18 protein-coding genes are annotated in these 15,432 nt (G+C 55.1%); 8 read left to right on the top strand and 10 right to left on the bottom strand.

Annotated elements, in window-relative coordinates; all coding sequences use genetic code 11:
• The first annotated feature begins 153 nt into the window (after positions 1–153).
• The 3 genes from pfp to COMA1_RS03185 all read left to right on the top strand — a co-directional run bounded on the left by pfp (position 154) and on the right by COMA1_RS03185 (position 3,115).
• A complete protein-coding gene (gene pfp / locus COMA1_RS03195) occupies positions 154–1,401 on the top strand; it encodes a diphosphate--fructose-6-phosphate 1-phosphotransferase (protein ID WP_090743669.1) in 1,248 nt (415 codons plus the stop codon).
• Between the two features lie 41 nt (positions 1,402–1,442).
• Positions 1,443–2,300: a universal stress protein gene (locus COMA1_RS03190; protein WP_090743667.1), complete on the top strand. Its 858-nt coding sequence runs from the start codon at positions 1,443–1,445 to the stop codon at positions 2,298–2,300.
• A gap of 137 nt (positions 2,301–2,437) precedes the next feature.
• Positions 2,438–3,115: a MarR family winged helix-turn-helix transcriptional regulator gene (locus tag COMA1_RS03185; RefSeq protein ID WP_090743665.1), complete on the top strand. Its 678-nt coding sequence runs from the start codon at positions 2,438–2,440 to the stop codon at positions 3,113–3,115.
• A 32-nt stretch (positions 3,116–3,147) separates the two neighbouring features.
• Here the strand turns inward: COMA1_RS03185 and COMA1_RS03180 are convergent, their stop codons facing one another.
• Together COMA1_RS03180 and COMA1_RS03175 are read right to left on the bottom strand one after the other, a co-directional pair.
• Positions 3,148–3,618 carry a hypothetical protein gene (locus tag COMA1_RS03180; protein ID WP_141654201.1) on the bottom strand — a complete coding sequence of 157 codons (471 nt, stop codon included), beginning with the start codon at positions 3,616–3,618 and terminating at the stop codon, positions 3,148–3,150.
• Positions 3,619–3,758: 140 nt separating this feature from the next.
• Entirely contained in the window at positions 3,759–4,250 is a 492-nt protein-coding gene (locus tag COMA1_RS03175; RefSeq protein ID WP_090743660.1) for a hypothetical protein, read from the bottom strand.
• Positions 4,251–4,492: 242 nt separating this feature from the next.
• Here COMA1_RS03175 and COMA1_RS03170 point away from each other — a divergent pair, with 242 nt between their 5' ends.
• The 4 genes from COMA1_RS03170 (at position 4,493) to COMA1_RS03155 (ending at position 7,758) form a co-directional block, all read left to right on the top strand.
• Positions 4,493–4,918 carry a rubrerythrin family protein gene (locus COMA1_RS03170; RefSeq protein WP_090743657.1) on the top strand — a complete coding sequence of 142 codons (426 nt, stop codon included), beginning with the start codon at positions 4,493–4,495 and terminating at the stop codon, positions 4,916–4,918.
• Positions 4,919–5,017: 99 nt separating this feature from the next.
• The gene (locus COMA1_RS03165; RefSeq protein WP_090743655.1) at positions 5,018–6,298 is read left to right on the top strand and encodes a heterodisulfide reductase-related iron-sulfur binding cluster; all 1,281 of its coding nucleotides are present in this window, start codon (positions 5,018–5,020) and stop codon (positions 6,296–6,298) included.
• 54 nt (positions 6,299–6,352) lie between these two features.
• Complete coding sequence (locus COMA1_RS03160) at positions 6,353–6,934, top strand: DUF3501 family protein (RefSeq protein ID WP_090743652.1); 582 nt, start codon at positions 6,353–6,355, stop codon at positions 6,932–6,934.
• Positions 6,935–7,005: 71 nt separating this feature from the next.
• Entirely contained in the window at positions 7,006–7,758 is a 753-nt protein-coding gene (locus COMA1_RS03155; RefSeq protein WP_090743649.1) for a 6-pyruvoyl trahydropterin synthase family protein, read from the top strand.
• A gap of 9 nt (positions 7,759–7,767) precedes the next feature.
• Here COMA1_RS03155 and COMA1_RS03150 read toward each other — a convergent pair whose 3' ends face one another.
• Together COMA1_RS03150 and COMA1_RS03145 are read right to left on the bottom strand one after the other, a co-directional pair.
• Positions 7,768–7,998, bottom strand: a complete 231-nt coding sequence (locus COMA1_RS03150; RefSeq protein ID WP_141654200.1) for a CopG family transcriptional regulator — start codon at positions 7,996–7,998, stop codon at positions 7,768–7,770.
• Between the two features lie 406 nt (positions 7,999–8,404).
• Positions 8,405–9,307 (bottom strand): DMT family transporter, encoded by a 903-nt coding sequence (locus COMA1_RS03145; RefSeq protein WP_090743643.1) that lies wholly within the window; start codon positions 9,305–9,307, stop codon positions 8,405–8,407.
• A gap of 436 nt (positions 9,308–9,743) precedes the next feature.
• On the opposite strand from COMA1_RS03145, the gene COMA1_RS03140 reads away from it, so the two are divergent.
• Positions 9,744–10,541, top strand: coding sequence for an SDR family NAD(P)-dependent oxidoreductase (locus COMA1_RS03140; protein WP_218055294.1), 798 nt, complete (start codon positions 9,744–9,746; stop codon positions 10,539–10,541).
• Positions 10,542–10,637: 96 nt separating this feature from the next.
• Here COMA1_RS03140 and COMA1_RS03135 read toward each other — a convergent pair whose 3' ends face one another.
• From COMA1_RS03135 to typA, 6 genes are all read right to left on the bottom strand, one after another.
• Positions 10,638–11,069: a hypothetical protein gene (locus COMA1_RS03135; RefSeq protein ID WP_090743638.1), complete on the bottom strand. Its 432-nt coding sequence runs from the start codon at positions 11,067–11,069 to the stop codon at positions 10,638–10,640.
• A gap of 55 nt (positions 11,070–11,124) precedes the next feature.
• Positions 11,125–11,607 (bottom strand): hypothetical protein, encoded by a 483-nt coding sequence (locus tag COMA1_RS03130; RefSeq protein ID WP_090743635.1) that lies wholly within the window; start codon positions 11,605–11,607, stop codon positions 11,125–11,127.
• 34 nt (positions 11,608–11,641) lie between these two features.
• Positions 11,642–11,974, bottom strand: a complete 333-nt coding sequence (locus COMA1_RS03125) for a thioredoxin family protein (RefSeq protein WP_090743631.1) — start codon at positions 11,972–11,974, stop codon at positions 11,642–11,644.
• A gap of 74 nt (positions 11,975–12,048) precedes the next feature.
• Entirely contained in the window at positions 12,049–12,519 is a 471-nt protein-coding gene (locus tag COMA1_RS03120; protein WP_090743628.1) for a redoxin domain-containing protein, read from the bottom strand.
• Between the two features lie 165 nt (positions 12,520–12,684).
• Positions 12,685–13,437: a hypothetical protein gene (locus COMA1_RS03115; protein ID WP_090743625.1), complete on the bottom strand. Its 753-nt coding sequence runs from the start codon at positions 13,435–13,437 to the stop codon at positions 12,685–12,687.
• Positions 13,434–15,290 (bottom strand): translational GTPase TypA, encoded by a 1,857-nt coding sequence (gene typA, locus COMA1_RS03110; protein ID WP_090743622.1) that lies wholly within the window; start codon positions 15,288–15,290, stop codon positions 13,434–13,436. The genes COMA1_RS03115 and typA overlap by 4 nt, the downstream gene beginning before the upstream one ends.
• Positions 15,291–15,432: the final 142 nt, after the last annotated feature.

Here is a 15,432-nt window from a genome sequence, read left to right as displayed (position 1 = left end):
ATGGGGAATCCATTATCACGAGCACAGGACGCGTCACTGTTCGACAGACTCGCGGTCGTGAGTTCCGTCGAAGGGCGAATATCTACCATGACGGAAGCGATGTGAGAACGACACTGGAGGGCGTTGCCCCATCCTCAGTATAAGGAGAAGTCAATGGCAGCAGAACGTCAGACAGTCGGAATCCTGGTGGGAGGCGGGCCTGCCCCCGGAATCAACAGTGTGATCAGCGCAGCGACGATCCGCAGTATTCTTGGGGGAGCGGATGTCCTGGGGATCATCGATGGGTTCAAATGGCTCATGCAGGGTGGTACGGGACAGGTGCGCCCACTCTCGATCGAGGATGTTAGTCGGATTCATTTTCGAGGCGGGTCATATCTGGGCACATCTCGCGCGAACCCGACGAAAAGTTCGGAGTTACTCGACAATGTGTTGTCCGCGCTGTCTCGGCTCGGCGTCACACGGGTGATCACGATCGGCGGAGATGATACCGCGTTTTCCTCTATGAAGCTGGAGGAGCGAGCCGGTGGGCGACTTCAAGTCGTCCACGTCCCAAAGACGATCGACAATGACCTGGATCTCCCCTATGGGGTCCCGACGTTTGGATTTCAAACGGCTCGCCATGTCGGCGTCGAGATCGTCAAGAATCTTATGGTGGATGCCCGTACGACCGCTCGCTGGTACCTGGTTGTAACCATGGGACGTAAGGCCGGCCATCTGGCATTGGGGATTGGAAAGGCCGCAGGCGCCACCCTGACGATTATTCCGGAAGAGTTTCGTGAACGGCCCGTAAAATTGAAACGAGTGGTCGATCTGTTGATCGGGGCGATGATCAAGCGCTTTGAGCAGGGTCGAACCGACGGAGTTGCAGTAGTGGCGGAAGGGCTGATTGAAATTCTTGACCCCCATGAACTTGGCGGCCTGGAACATGTGGAACATGATGAGCACGGCCACTTACGGATGACGGAGATAGATATCGGCGACGTTTTACGCCGGGAGTTGACCAAGCAGCTTCGCGCGCTCGGATTGTCTATCACCGTGGTGTCGAAGAATGTCGGGTACGAGCTCCGTTGCGCCGATCCGATCCCCTACGATATTGAATATACCCGAGACTTGGGGTACTGCGCGGCCCAGTATCTGCTGGATGGTGGGACAGCGGCTATGGTGTCGATACAGAATGGGCAATTCATTCCGATTCCGTTCAAGCAGATGGTGGATCATGCCACCGGACGGACCAAGGTCAGAATGGTCGAGATTGGGTCCCAGTCCTACCACATTGCCCGACAATATATGATCCGACTCAATGAGGATGATCTGAGGAGTCAGGATGCTGCGGGCCGGTATGCCATGGTGGCGAACTTGCCGATAGAGGCGTTTCGAGATCGATTCAAGACGGTCCTGTAAGTCATAGGGTATGGTTTGTATTGAAGAAAAGGATATCCACGATGAAGATTCTCGCGGCAACTGATGGATCAAAGTATGGCCGATGGGCGATGGAATGGTTGGCGGAGATCCCGTTCGCAGTGCAGCCCGTCGTTCGGGTCCTGCAAGTCGTCGATGCGGCGAGCCTTCGGGCTCCCTTCATGATCCAACCGGTGATCGTCGGGACGGAACGGTATATTCAGTCTGAAGTGAAGAGGATGGAGACAGCGGCGAAGGTGACGAAAAAGGATTCGGAGAGCTTGTTGTCCACGCTCGGGTTGAGCGGGACCGTAACGATCGACCGAGGCACGGTGGCAGCCACGATCATGAAGCATGCGCAGCGTGGGGTCGGACTCTTGTCGATCGGATCCCGAGGATTGGATGCCTTGGATCGATTCATGTTGGGCAGCATCTCGAACCATGCCATTCACCATGCTCCTTGCTCTGTCCTGGTTGTGAAAGAGCCCCCAAGGCCTGTACGGCATCTGATTCTGGCCATCGATGGGTCGGCCGCTTCGGATAAGGCGGTCAAGTTTGTGATGCGTACGATCAATCCGACTCCCGATGGTCCGGACCGAGAGCCGGTTCAGATTACCATTGTGCACGCCATGCCCTTTTTGAAGTATCCCGAGGTGAAAGAGGTTGGGAAGGGGCTCGTGCAGCGCTACGGGGATAAACTCGCGAAATCAGGCTTTCAGATACGTGAAGCCGTGAGGCTGGGGAAGCCGGCGGATGAGATTTTGACGGTGGCCAAGAAAAACAAGGCAGACCTGATCGTGACCGGCGCGAAAGGACTGGGCGCTATCAGCCGTGTCCTGCTCGGCAGCGTGTCCACTCGGGTGGTGCAACATGCTCACTGTGGCGTGCTCGTGGTCCGTTGAAAAACAAAAGTAGGGGATGGCCTCTGGGGCGCGAAACAGGCTTGACGGGGAGGAAGACAGGACAATAGACTACCCTCCGGCCAATTGCCGGACAGCTAGTGCCGATTGCCGAACTAATAGGGAGAGGAGGGGTAGTTATGACAGCGATAACCACGATCAACCAGGACTCGCTCCCTGATCGTTTGGTGACGGGACTTTCAAAAATCGGTCTGGCGATGAAGAGCCGAACCTGGAGACGGAAGGGACGACAGGGGATCGGTCCCTTGCAAATTCAGGTGCTCACGTTTCTGCGATCTCGACCGAACCATTCGGCTACTGTCTCGACCATTGCTCGGGAACTCTCGGTCAAGTTGCCGACCGCGTCCGAGGTGATCAGAACACTGGAACAGAAACGGTTCGTTCGGCGGCGACGCAGGGAAGTCGACAATCGCGTCGTGACGGTGCATTTAACGGCCCTTGGGGCCAAAGCGGGTCATGTGGAAAACCGATGGCCTGAAATTCTGGCATCGGCCACCGAGAATCTATCGGCTCAGGAACAGGTCTCACTTCTCGGGACGCTCGTGAAACTGATTCGTGCGCTTCAATTGCAAGGAGAGATTCCGATCGCGCGCATGTGCGTGTCGTGCGAACATTTTCAACCGAACACCCATGCAGAATCCGATCTGCCGCACCATTGCAACTTTTACAACGTCGCATTCGGAGACCAGGCGTTCCGTCTCGATTGTCACGAGTATGTTGAAGCTTCAAAGGACGGACTCGATCAGAATGTAGATGCCGGCCACGTTGAGCCACAGGCTCAAGTGGCGCAGATGTGACCGTCGTCAGGGGGCTGTCTGTTTTCGTGTGATTAGGACGATGGTCGCGTCGTGTGGTTAAGGTAGAGTAGTCTATCCGCCTCAATCTTTCCCATTAAGTCTTCCAACGCCAACTGCAACGCGGTTTCAATCGGGTGACGATCAGAGGCCGTCACCCACCGGACCGAGGATCCTACCGCAGTCTGTTCCGTGAGATAGGATTTGATCAGCTGTGAGGCTTCCCGCATATCTGCCCGCAGGATGATCTGGTAGTGATAGAGGCCTCGTCGAGAACTCAGCGCCAGCTTGACGGCGACGTGAAGCGAAAGGTCGCCGGATTCGGGCGAGACTGAGGCAAAGGTGCCTCGTTGCCGCAGGTAGTCGAGGATTCCCTGCGTCAAATCCTGATGCGACCAGTCCAGGAATGTGATGCCTGGTCGATGGTCCGGGCCTTCCAGTGCAATCGGGCTCAGGGTGACCTGGAGGTCTCGAGGGATGGTATTGGGCGGAGCACTTGTGGGCACCGGTGTCACATGAATGCGATGAACACATCCCGTTGCTACCAGGCAAAGAGCCAGCAGGAATACACGACGGAGCATTGAGTGTCTCAGGGTTGCGGGATCAGGCAAAAAGCGCTCTCCGGACAACGTTCAAATCAGTGTGCTCAGCGAGTGGGATCGGATGAAGGCCCCGAGACGATATCCAGATCTTTCAACGCTCGAGCCGCCTGCTCTCGGTAGGCCTGTTCAGTCGGATTGGTATAAGTATCGATGACCCGTTGGTAGGACGCGCGGGCTCTGTCCGGCTGTTGCTTCAGCCTGAAGTATTGCCCCAATGCGATCCAATTTTGAGCGCTTGTTTCCCGCGCCGTTTTCATCAGCGCGAACTCGCGTTCGACTTGCCCGATTCCTCCCATCTGTCCACGCTTCTTGACCCTGTCCGCCATCTGGTCGGCCATGAGTTCGATCTGTTCATTTTCGTGAACAGCCGACCCCACCCGATTGGCCTTCAGGTGGCTGTAGAAGTTTTCGACGTGATCTTTCATCACATCGGCCCTCCGTTGATACGAGTCTTGCGCACAACCGGAGAGCAACAAAACAGACAGCGATATTATGCCGACGGTTTGGTAGAAGCCGTGAGGAAGAAAGATCGTCACGAAGCGCCTCATATGGAAGAGTTCTGATACGCCAGGGCCACAACAATTTATTATAACACCCAGCCGCGCAAATACTCACTCGACCGGCGAGTGGATCCGCCCAGGGCCGGCGGTGCCGTCCGGCGAATGGTGGAAAGCCTCTTGAACCTCCGATGATGGCTGCGCTATCTTACCCGGCAGTTTCCAAGCGACGATAATCTTCGCGGGGGAAGGGTGGGCCTTCGAACAACGAGGAGGATGATATGGGACAGAGCTTAAAAGGAACAAAGAGTCACGACAATCTGAAGCATGCGTTTGCCGGCGAGTCACAAGCCAATCGCCGGTATCTCTACTTCGCTCGGCGAGCGGATATCGAGGGGTATCCTGATGTCGGTGGGCTCTTCCGGGACACCTCAGAGGCGGAAACCGGCCATGCCTTCGGCCATCTGGACTTCTTGAAAGATGTCGGAGACCCGGCGACCGGTGTGCCGATCGGCAATACGGACGCGAATCTCAGGTCTGCCATTGAAGGGGAGACCTACGAATATACACAAATGTATCCGGGAATGGCCAAGACCGCACGGGACGAAGGGTTCCCTGAGTTGGCCGAGTGGTTTGAAACCTTGGCGAAAGCCGAACGGTCTCATGCCAATCGCTTCCAAAAGGGACTGGATAGTTTGAAAAGCTAATAGCTGAGTATCCGTTCACGTTCAGCGGTCAGTTTCCGGTGATTGGGCGAAAGTCCGTCGGTGGGAGCTGGCCGCTGATTGTTTTCCAAGAGACGAATCATGAAGGGCATCAGCCTGATTTCCCCCATTGACGTCAAGCAGTTGGAGAAAGAGACTCTACGGATCTATGAGGTGTGTGACGGCTGCCGGCGCTGCTTTAACCTCTGTCCGTCCTTCAACACGTTGCTGGACCGCATCGACGTGTATGAAGGTGATGTCTCTAAGCTTACTCCGACCGACCATCATCAAGTAGTCGACGAATGCTACTACTGCAAGCTCTGTTTCAACCATTGTCCCTATACACCTCCCCATCACTACCAAATCGACTTTCCGCATTTGATGGTTGCCTGGAAAAAGCGACTTGCGACGGAACGAGGTGTCCGCTGGAGGGATCGGCTGCTCATCATGACGGATGCCATCGGGCGACTGGGTAGCGCGACTGCCGCGATCACAAACCGGCTCTTGCGGAACAACGTCGTCCGTCGTGTCTTGCAGCAGATCGTCGGAATCCATCAAGACCGACAGGTTCTGCACTTCTCGTCGGAGACGTTTTCGCGCTGGTTCGGGCGTCGGACCAAGACCATGTCAGCCGATCCACCCATCCGAAAAGTGGCGCTGTTTGCCAGTTGCCTGGTGAATGCGCAGGTCACGGATGTCGGGAAGGCCACCGTGCAAGTGCTGGAAAAGAACGGTGTACACGTGGTCGTCCCAGAGCAGCGCTGTTGCGGGATGCCGAACTTCGACATCGGTGACACCCAGGCCATCCAACAGGCGGCCCGCAGCAATATCGCTTCATTGTACCCATGGGTGCTCAAGGGGTACGATGTGGTGGTGCCCACGGCGAGTTGTAGTTTGATGTTGAAGCGGGAATATCCGGAACTTCAGCCTGATGAGCAGACCAAGCAGGTGGCCGAGAAGACATTTGATATCTGTGAGTACCTCATGAAGATGAGAAAGGAGGGGCAGCTCGCGACCGACTTCACAAAGGAGCCGGGGAAGGTTGCCTATCAGATTCCCTGCCATTTGCGAGATCAGAACATCGGATTCAAATCAAAAGAACTGATGGAGTGCGCTGGGGCGAAGGTTGACGTCATTGAACAATGTTCAGGGCATGATGGGTCCTGGTCGGCCAAGGTCGAGTTTTTCCCCCTCTCGATGAAGATCGCGGGGAAGGCCGTGCGGGCCATCGACCAGACGAGTGTGGATCTCGTCGCCTCTGACTGTCCATTGGCGGGTTTACAATTAGAGCAGGCCGGAGCTACTGCGCAGATGCCGGTGAAGACCGTGCGGCATCCGATTCAGATTGTGCGGGATGCCTATGGGCTTTCCTCCGAAGGGTGAACAAGTGGGGAGCGTGTGGTTCTCACAAATAGTTGAGAAAGAGAGAATCTATCTGTGCAGGCACTGACATCGGCTGACCTGATTCCTTACGAAGAGTACGAAAAGCAACGTGAAGGCTTTCGGGCCAACATCATCGGTCTCAAACAGCGGCGGCGTATTTCAATCGGCCCGTGGATGACTCTGGTGTTTGAGAATCGTCGTACGTTGCAATTCCAGATTCAGGAAATGATCCGAGTTGAACGAATATTCGACCAGACGAAGGTTCAGGACGAGCTGGACGTGTACAATGCCATCCTTCCGGCACCCGGTGAGTTGAGTGCGACGCTCTTGATCGAAATTACCGACGAAGCGAATATCAAGGAACGACTGGATGAGTTTATGGGGCTGGACCATGGCGAGAAGGTGGCCATCGTAGCCGATGGAGAAGAGGCCTTCGGCGAGTTTGAAGGCGGCCATAGTCACGAAACAAAAATCAGCGCAGTGCACTTCGTTCGATTTCGCCCCACTACCTCGATGCAGGCCGCTTTCGCGAATTTGATCAAGCCCGTAACGATTCGTGTCAGCCACGGCGCCTATCGTGAAGAAGTGCCAGTGTCAGGCAGCATGAGGGAAGAATGGCTTTCAGACTTGAAATAAAGTGTTAAGTTTTTGACGAGATTGTTCCTCCGTTTCATAACTCAGCACTCAGTCCTCAGCACCGGAGAACTATGCCCCCTGTATTACTGACCAAACGTATTGAATTCGCTGCGGCGTGTCGTTATATCAGGTCTGAATGGGACGAGGCGAAGAACCGGGCGGCTTTCGGCCATTGCTACAATCTCCCAGCGCACGGGCATAACTATTTTTTGGAACTAACCGTCTCGGGAGACATTGACCCCACGAACGGCATGGTGGTCAATTTGTTCGACCTCAAGCGGGTGATGTTGGATGTGATTGAGGAATTCGACCACAAGAATCTCAATCTCGACATGGCCTATTTCAAAGATCGTATTCCTACTTCTGAAAATTTCGCGCATGTGCTGTGGGACAAGTTTGCGGTTCAACGAGATATCGGGGCACTACATACCCTCCGGCTCTGTGAGGATGAAGACCTCTATGCCGAAGTGACGGCTGGGGATCGTCCGAACAGGGCCACGATGACCAAGCGCTACTCGTTTAATGCCGTCCAGCCGGGGCCTGAGGGCCGAGAGTGGGATTGTTTTGTGACGGTGAGGGGCACGATTGATCCGCTGACCGGCATGGTGACCGATATTGGGGCATTGGATCAGCTGGTCAAGAATCGAGTGATCGCAAAATTCGACCACAAGGACCTATCGGTGGCCCTGCATCGCCAGTCCGTATCGGGCGAAGAGTTGGCCCAAGACATCTGGCACGAACTCGCTCCCGGCATCAGCCAAGGCACCCTGACCAACATTCGCTTGGTTCCCTCCCGCGACCTGGCTTACGACTACGCAAGCTGAGGCCTGATCCTATAGGCCTCTGCGTTGCAGTACTCGCTTCAACGCTTTTACGAAAGGCCGGGTCTCCTCTTTCACACGGCTATCCAACGTCTCTAGATCTAAGATATCCTCTCGAAGAGGTTCCAGCACAGCGGTATTGACCAAGTCGGAGACAGAGCGGTCTGTGATGGCAGTTTTGACTTTGAGGGCTCGATAGACCGTTGGCTTCAAATAGATTGTTGTTTGTGTGTCTGATGACATGGCGATCATCCACTATGGCGTTAAAAGGCAGAAGAGTTCTTGTGCGCCGCCTAATTTAGGCACGGGTTGATATTAATAAGGTGTATCGGCTCAGACTCAGACTGTATCGTTTTTGTATTCTCAGAGATCCTAGCTGAGGACTCTGATCTCGCCCTCTTGGTATGGACAAGGAATCTTATCCCGGATTCTGCGGTAGAGATGAGTTAAGGCTACAATCCTCGATCGCGATGGTTTGACAGTGGGGGGTGAGAACCTGTGGGGTGGGCTGAGGCGGATGAGACGAAGGCTGCTTCCGCTCGCGCTCTGATGGTCACGGTACCGACAGTCAGACCGTCACCCCACACACCAAGAGCCTCCCCTTACGCGCATCTCTACTGGCGGAATCCTGGCTTGTTGAGTTTGGCTCCTAGCCTTTGAGTTCGGCTGTTTGGCGATTGACGACCCAGACGCCGGCAAGGATGAGACAGATACCGATAATTTCAATCCAACCTACGGTTTCCCCCAAGATCAACGCAGAGAGCCCAATGGCTGCGACCGGGGTCAGATTGCCCAACACCGAGGCCCGTGACGGACCGACACCTTTGACGCCGAACAGCCAGGCCTGTTGCGCCACAGCCGTCGCAAAGACGATGAGGTAGCCGAGGGCCAGCCAATCAGACACCGTCACTGATGCGACGCCGGCGACCAGCATTTTTTGGTCTGTCCATAGAAGCGGGATCTGAAGGACCGTCGCAACCATCAGAGTCGTCCAATTGACGGTCAGGGGTGAAATCCGCTCCATGATCGTGCGGCTCCCGATGCTATAGAGCGCCCAACTTACCACGCCAAGAAAAACCAACGTACTGCCCAGCAGCGGCTGATCGCCGGCCGCCTGGAACCCTGCCACGGAAACCACACCAACTCCTGCGAAGGACAGCATCGCACCAGCCCAAACCGCGCGCAGCGGCACATCTCGAATCAACATGGCCGAGAGCAGGGACGTCACCACCGGACTCGATCCGATGATCACCCCACCGACGGCGCCACTCACATAGTTCAGCCCCATGAGGATGAGCAGGTGGTTGCCCAGCACGCCAAGTCCCAGTAGGCCAAGCAGCCGAACATCGGCACCGCTCAACCTCAGGGCCGCACCCTCTTTGGCCCACCAGGTTACGAGTAGAATCGCTAGCCCGCCGGTATCTCGGAGGACCGAGGCCTCGACCGCGGAAAACGACGTGAGCGCCATCTTCTGCGCCACGATCGATCCACCCCAGAGGACCGCCGCAAGTGCGACTGACCCATAGGCCAGACTTGTGGAAGATTGTGACATGGTCATTGGGATACCGCTGTTCAGATGTCGCCGTCAAGCAGTATTCTCCCGACCGGTCATAATTATATGCGTTCAATGGCATATCTATTGCGCTCAAACTTCAATAGACCCCGCAAGACGTTACAATAATATACGTATTAATAACTGTCGTGGTAGGCGAACGGTGAGGGTATGCTATAAGTACACTGGCTTATGTCTATAAGGGTTTTTATAAGTTGTGGCCATGATTCTCTCAGCGGCCTGGATCAGGTGCTTGGTGTGAGGTGGCTGGTTTGCGCCACTGCTGGCTGTTATTATTCTGTTCCGTTGGGGGCGTATACGATCGATGTGGAAAAGCTCCGGGTTTGATCCGGGGTATTCAGTCTATTGCTATCGTAGACGTGGCTCTGTCGAATGGAAACGCCGCATTTATGCGTCCCCAATGGGGTGATACCTCATGGACAGGTTAGAGAGGCCTTCGAGGAAAATGACCTCAAATAGAGAAAAGCGTCTAGATGGAAAAGTTGCACTCGTTATGGGAGGCACAGGCGGGATAGGCCGAGCTGTTGCAATAGAATTTGCTTTATGTGGTGCATCGGTAAGTGTCGTGGGGAGACGGGTACAAGAGGGCAGCGATGTGGTGGCTGAGATTGTCAACCAAGGAGGAAATGCCTCTTTTGTTCGTGGAGATTTGTCCGATCAACATGAGATTCGATTGGTCATTGAGAATGTCATGGAAGCTTACGGGCGAATTGATTGTGCATTTAATAATGCCGGGATTGAAGGACCACTAGGCGATCTGTTGAATCACACGGAGCAGGAAATTAAAGAGACCTTTGAGATAAACGTACATGGACTGGCCCATAGTATGAGATTGGAGCTCGAATGTATGTTGCGACAAGGAGAAGGGGCTATCGTCAATTGCGCATCAATAGCCGGTCTGCGCGGTATTGCGGGCTCTTCTGTGTACTGCGCAACAAAGCATGCAGTTATAGGGTTTACTAAATCGGTTGCGTTGGAGTATGCCGCACGAGGCATACGAATCAATGCCGTAGCGCCTGGCTGTATTGAAACTGAGATGTTATATCGTGTCACCAAAGGAAACTATGACGACCTGGTTAGAAAGGTACCTATGAGGCGGTTGGGACAACCGGAGGAAGTGGCTAAGGCCGTTTCATGGTTGTGCTCTCATGAGGCATCATTCGTTACAGGACAAGTTCTGACAGTTGATGGCGGTGTCGAGGCCAGTTTATAGGTCTTCACTGCATGGAACTTTACAGGTGAGGTTATGCGTTCACCAAGTAGACTCTTATCGGTGGTTGAACTCGTGTCGTGGTCATGTTGTTCCTCGTCAATTTGGCTGGATTCCGCCCTTGCCTTTGAGCGGCGTAAAACGGGCGGCGTGGGCATCTCGTTGGGCCAATTTTAGGAAGACGATAATTCCCGTATCCGGGTTTAATGTGAACGTCCCGGTTCCCTTCAGTGTATTCTCACCGGCTGGAATGAGCTCTACCTGCTCGTTGGCCTTCTCAAATCCCTGCTGAATCGTGGCCTTTGCCTTGGCGCCTTCGGTGGAAATGGGTTTGTCCGAATGATCACTCACATACAGGAGGAATTCCCCATCTTTGGCGACCAATTCGAGATGATACGGTCCTGCGGCCAGCGACTGCCCACCGTGAAGGGACTTGACTGGTTCGGCGTGTTTGGCTGAGTGGGCACCGACTTGAACGGTCCCCAGCAGCGTGACGCACAGTATGAACAAGCTCCCGAGCAGATGTCTCACGATCAGTTCTCCTTACAACTCAGTCTGATCTCTATTCATTGCGCCTTGTCCGCTCTCAATGTTTCGGTGAGTGGTGATGATGGTGTGGCCCTGCATCATCATCCGTATGGGCTTGAGCTTTCTCGCTCTGCTCACCTTTCGGTTTCAACGGCATGAATCGAGCGGCATAGCCGTCCTGGTTCGGCAGCTTCATGAACACGATGACCACGGTGCTTGGCGTCAGAGAAAAGGTGCCGGACCCCTTGAGGATGTTGCCTCCGACTGGGTGGAGGTGCACCTGTGTCCTGTTCGATCCCGTTTCAACCGTTGCTTTTGCCAACCCGCCGTCGACGCCGATGATATTGTCGGCATGGTCCGTGACATAGACCGTCAGTTCCCCATCCTTGGCCAACAGTTCCATATGATACGGCCCGGTCATCCGCAACTGTCCACCGTGCGGCGCCTGAACGGACTCGAAATACTCATCGGTATGGGCACTGGCCGATAGCGGAAGGGCCAGAATCATGACGGACAGCACACCAAGCATCATGGTCGTCATACGTTGCTCGCCTCCTAACAGGTCAGCCACGGGGCTACTTGAGTAAGTAGTCGGAAATGAGTGCGGCGAGTTCGGCCGGCTCGACGACTCCTTCGCGCGTCAACAATAACTTACCATGCGCAAAGAGATGGGTGGTGGGATACGTTTCAAAGGTGTGGGTTTTTTTAATTTCGCGACAGCGCCCAGGGACATGCATCTTGGCCTTGCCGACCTTGATGGTCGGGAATTTGGCCGCAGTCTCCTCCAGAATAGGATCGTAAGCTTTGCAGGGCTCGCAAGTGGCCAGTCCATAGGCAACCACCGCGCCGGAGCTGTCGGTGAATTCCTTATAGTTGGCGTCGCTGACGTCTTGAACGATTCCGCTCATAACGAGTGTTGAGGTGTGAGGACTGAGCGTCAGAGTCGCCCAGCCCTCAGTCCTCGTTATTCAGTCCTATATTGTTAGCTCAATTTCGCGAGCGCATCGAGGATTTCTTTGTCCTCGCGGGCGGTCTTGATTTCCTGTACCTTCGCATAGGCGACCTTGCCGTTCTTATCCACGATGACGGTCGCACGCTTGGAACAGTTCAAAGGCTCAAAATAGAGACCATACGACTTGGCCGTTGTCCGGTGCACGTCGGACAACAGGCGATGCTTCAGGTCCAATGAATCCGCCCAGGCCTTGTGGGAGAAAAAGCTGTCGCAGCTGACGCCGAACAACTCGGCGTTGGCGGACTGGAACTTCGGGAAGTCGTCGGTCAGACACTTATTTTCACCCTGACAGACCGGGCTCCAATCCAGCGGATAGAAGCACAAGACAACGTTTTTCTTGCCCTTGAATTCGCTCAATTTCACGTCCTTCTGGTCTTGATCCTTCAGATTGAAATCCGGTGCTGTATCGCCCACTTTGATTTCCGGTGCCACGTCACTCATCGCAAACCTCCTTATTAGAACATCTGTATGGATGATAGCTGTACTGAGGTCTCGGAATAGGTAGGACCCCACTCAGACCATAAACTTTGTAACCTGTGTTTCGAAGGGATGTCAACGGGCCGATAGGCCTATCGGGAGAGGTGCGTGGCCGTGGTAAGGGTACATTTACGAGGTATGTAGCTCTCGGAATCCCAGCATCCGGCCGGCCGGCGCAGCGGTCCGGTAGTTTCGAACGCGAACCGTACGTCCGAGCAGAGGAAGATCGAGCGTGGTCCCTACTTTCATCGGCTGGCCCAGTCGCAAAAATTCGCTGCCGGATGCGGACAAAATATCCTTGTTGGAACCGTCAGGGAGTCCCTTGGCTGAAAACATTTCGATCTCGTCCATCCCGAACTTGCTGAGTCCCAGTGAATACGACCAGACCCGATCCGGGTGAGCATTGTCGTCATGAACGATAGTGACGTGGTCGTCCAACAGAAAACTCGACAGCGCCCGTTGCTGCCAATCTGAGGGATTCAGGTAGGCCTGTGTGATGACGTCATAGGCCGTACCTTGTGATAACAGGGTCAAGCAGCGAGCCAAGCGCGTCGCCAGGAGGATGGTATCCGGCATGTCGCGAGGAACGGTGATGGATGGGGCGATCGCCCCCATGAGGTCATGTTCCCACGACAATTGTTTCATGACTGCGGCAACCTGATCCGTCGGAAGGGGCATGACGACATGGGCTGACCATGGGCCATGGGTAGCCTGCCAGGACTCGGGCGATCCCTCCTCGTGCTGGATCACGAGCGGTCCACCGTACTCTCGATCATATAGGGCCTTGACCTCATCCGTACCAGGAGCAGTGCCTCGATATCCGATAAAGTAGAGTGGTGGTCGCTTAGCCGAAGGCTTGGGTGATTTTTTTCTGATTCTCATTTGCCGGCTTTCTTGGCCTTTCGACGGTCGTCGGGATTCAGTAATCGTTTACGGAGGCGGAGGTTTTGCGGCGTGATCTCCACCAGTTCATCGGATCCAATATATTCCAGCGCAAATTCCAAGGTCATCTCCCGCGGAGGGGTGAGCACCAAGGCCTCATCGGACCCGGAGGCCCGCATGTTGGAGAGATGCTTTTCCTTGCATACGTTCACGTCCAGATCCTCGTCTCGACTGTTTTGACCGACGACCATCCCTCGGTATACTTCGACTCCGGGGCCGATGAACATGGCGCCCCGCTCCTGGGTCATGAAGATGGCATAGCCTGTACTCGCCCCGTCTTCGTACGCGACGAGCGAGCCATGCGGGGTCACGAGAAGGTCTCGCTCTTCCGCCGGCTCGTAGGCCGAGAAGACATGGTGCAGAATGACGGTGCCGCGGGTCTTTGCCAACAGCACGTTCTTCAGTCCCATGATGCCGCGGGTCGGAATGTGGTATTCCAAATGCATCTCGCTGGTGCCGACGTCGGAGTGAATCAGCTTCATGTGCCGCATCTCGCCTCGGCGTTTCCCGAGTTCCTCGATCACGGTTCCCTGGTAGGTCTCCGGTACCTGGATGGTCAGCTCCTCGTACGGCTCCATGACCTTGTCGCCTTCGCGATGGACAATAACCTCTGGTTGTGAGACTTGCAGTTCGTACCCTTCCCGTCGCATCTGCTCGATCAAGACGGAGAGGTGCAGTTCCCCTCGTCCCGCCACAAGAAAGCGATCGGCGCTGTCGGTCTCATTGACGCGGAGCGATACGTTGGTCTCCAGTTCCTTGAACAGACGCTCGCGCAGGTGGCGCGAGGTGAGGAACTTGCCTTCGCGTCCGGCGAATGGACTGTTGTTGACGGAGAAGGTCATTTGTACGGTCGGCTCATCGATCGACACGCGCGGGAGGGCAACCGGTTTATCGGCGTCGGCGATGGTGTCGCCGATGCTCACCTCATCAAGTCCGGCGACGGCAACGATTTCACCGGCCGCTGCCTGTTCGGTGTCGGCCCGGTCTAGGCCGGAATAGACGGCGAGGTCGGACACCTTACCTGGAATCTGTGCACCGTTTTTCCCGAGCACCATGACATTCTGCCGCCTGGCAATTGAACCGGACTGGATCTTGCCGATTCCCATCTTGCCTTTGTAGGGATCTTGCACAAGGGCCAGCACAAGAATTTGGAGCGGGGCATCGACGGTAATTGCTGGAGCAGGAATTTTCTCCAGCACGGTATCGAGCAATGGGACGATATCCGTTCCCGGTTTGTTGACATCGAGCGTGGCGATTCCTTTAATGGCCGATGTGTAGACGATCGGAAAGTCGAGTTGCTCGTCGGTGGCCCCGAGATGGACGAACAGGTCGAAGGTGCGGTTGACCACGTCGTCGATGACTGCGTCCGGCCGATCGATTTTGTTGATGACGACAATGGCTTTGTGTCCCAACGCCAACGCCTTCCGCAACACGAAGGTCGTTTGCGGCATGGGACCTTCTTTGGCATCGACTAAAATCAATACACCGTCCACCATTCGAAGCGTCCGTTCCACTTCCCCGCCGAAGTCGGCGTGGCCCGGCGTATCGACAATGTTGATTTTCACTCCATTGTAGATGACGCTGGCGTTTTTGGCCCGGATCGTAATCCCACGCTCCCGTTCCTGATCCATCGAATCCATAATGCGTTCGCCCATGTCATCGATCTTGCGATGGACGTGAGTTTGGCGGAGTACGGCATCGACCAGGGTCGTTTTGCCGTGATCGACGTGGGCGATGATCGCGATATTGCGGATATCGCTGCGACGGTCCTGAGGGGCGCGTACGGTGGACATGGTGACAGTGCTTCCTTAATGACAAAAATGACGCCCCGGTAGTGAGGCGCAAACTCAGCAGTATACTTGAAGACGGTACTCTGACACAAGCAACAGGTTGATATGAAAGTGTCAGATGGGGTCAAGTCCGGATCAGCCAACC

Origin of the sequence: Candidatus Nitrospira nitrosa (assembly GCF_001458735.1) — a bacterium.
GTDB classification, from domain to species: Bacteria; Nitrospirota; Nitrospiria; order Nitrospirales; family Nitrospiraceae; genus Nitrospira_D; species Nitrospira_D nitrosa.
The sequence above is the reverse complement of the archived record's forward strand: the minus strand, read 5'-3'. Positions and strand labels throughout refer to the sequence as shown.